Consider the following 1,877-nt stretch of genomic DNA (forward strand, 5'->3'; position numbering starts at 1 on the left):
ACCTTGCCGCTGTCAGGTTTTTCTAGGGCATTCATACAGCGCAACAGGGTTGACTTACCCGCACCAGATCGACCAATAATCCCAAATATTTCACCTTCTTGTACCCATAAATTGATATCATGCAACACGGGGTGATGGGCAAATGATTTGTATACACCAGATAATTCAATCATGGTAAAGAGCTCTCGGAGTCAAGCGTAAGTAGGGGCTGTGATGATGGTTATTATAACTAAACCAGCCTAATTGACAATTACTTTTCCTGTTCAGAGTAGTACGCCTTTCATTTAGGGAATTTATCTGCACAATATGTGTTGCTCGAGTTTCACCATTTTTTAAGTTACGAATCACCGCGGCGTCGACCGCGGTGCCCATGCTGAATAGATTGATCGCCGTCCGCAACAACGCCGGTCAAGCCACGGGGATTTGGTAGAGCAGCTAAACTTGAGTGTTGGGCTTTCTTTTCATTGTAGCTCCTTCCTATCTTTGAAATAGTCTAAAGCCTCTGGGTTGGCGATAGAATCCTTATTTTTTACGGGTAAGTTATGGACTACTTGGCGAATGGCGAGTTCTACCAGTTTGCCATTGATAGTGTGAGGGATATCTTTGACTTGTAAAATGACCGCAGGTACATGCCGTGGTGAGGCGCCTTCCCGAATTTTGTAGCGAATTTTGGTTTCTAGGGGATCATTTAAAATAAGGCCGTTGGCTAATTTTACAAATAATACCACACGAACATCATCCTTATAGTTTTGACCAATCACTACGCTGTCTAGTATCTCGGGTAGGGTTTCTATTTGGCGATAAATTTCAGCGGTTCCTATGCGAACGCCACCGGGTTTTAAGGTTGCATCCGATCGACCATAAATAATGATACCTTTATGCGCGGTGATTTCTGCAAAATCTCCATGTACCCATACCCCTGGGATCTGGTCAAAGTAGGCTTGCCGATAGAGCGCTTGATCGTCATCATGCCAAAAGCCAATGGGCATAGAGGGGAATGCTTTGGTGCACACCAATTCCCCTCGCGCACCTTCAACAGGTCTGTTATGTTCATCGAAAATAGCTACGGCCATGCCAAGACCAATGGATTGAAGCTCACCAGAATAGACTGGAAGTAATGGGTTCGCTAAGGCAAAACAAGAGATAATGTCCGTGCCACCTGACATAGAAGATAGGGGTACATCGGCTTTGATGTGCAGGTAGACATATTCAAAATGATGCGGCATCAACGGGGAGCCTGTAGACAATAGTAGGCGTAGGTGTTTTAAAGGATGTGAGTCTTTGGGTGAAACGCCTTCTTTTTCCAAGGTTGCAATGAATTTGGCGGAGGTACCAAATACGGTAATGTGTTCTTTATCAATAATATCAAATAAACACATGGCATTGGGATAACTTGGCGATCCTTCATATAAGGTTAAGGTTGCGCCTAATGCAAGGGTGGATACCATCCAGTTCCACATCATCCAGCCACAAGTGGTGTAAAACAGTAAGTTGTCTTTGGGTTTGATATCACAATGTAGACCAAGCTCTTTCACGTGTTGTACTAACGTTCCCCCTGCACCATGGACAATACATTTGGGTTTTCCGGTTGTTCCAGAGGAAAATAGAATATACACAGGGTGAGCAAAAGGCATCACCGTAAACGTGAGCGCTTGATTAGGTACCAGAAAATCCTCTAAGGCTATGATTTTATCATGAGGTTTTAACGTCACGGGCGTAGGTAAATTAGGATAGATGACCAGTTGTTTTAGGCTTGGAATATGGTTGATAATGTCTGAGATTTTTTCGTTAGCGTCATGACTTTTGCCCTGATAGGTATGTCCATCACAAATAAATACAATTTTAGGCTCAATTTGTCCTAAGCGATCCACTATAGC

General features: G+C 43.6%; 2 protein-coding genes. Both read right to left on the reverse strand.

Annotation, left to right across the window (positions count from 1 at the left end; genetic code table 11):
- Positions 1-173, reverse strand: a 173-nt coding sequence (locus WCO51_13220; GenBank protein MEI6514214.1) for an ATP-binding cassette domain-containing protein, incomplete at its 3' end; no start/stop codon positions are given.
- Between the two features lie 288 nt (positions 174-461).
- A partial coding sequence (locus tag WCO51_13225; protein ID MEI6514215.1) for an acetoacetate--CoA ligase occupies positions 462-1,877 on the reverse strand: 1,416 nt, incomplete at its 5' end.

Source organism: bacterium, from assembly GCA_037131655.1.
Taxonomy (GTDB): Bacteria; Armatimonadota; Fimbriimonadia; order Fimbriimonadales; family JBAXQP01; genus JBAXQP01.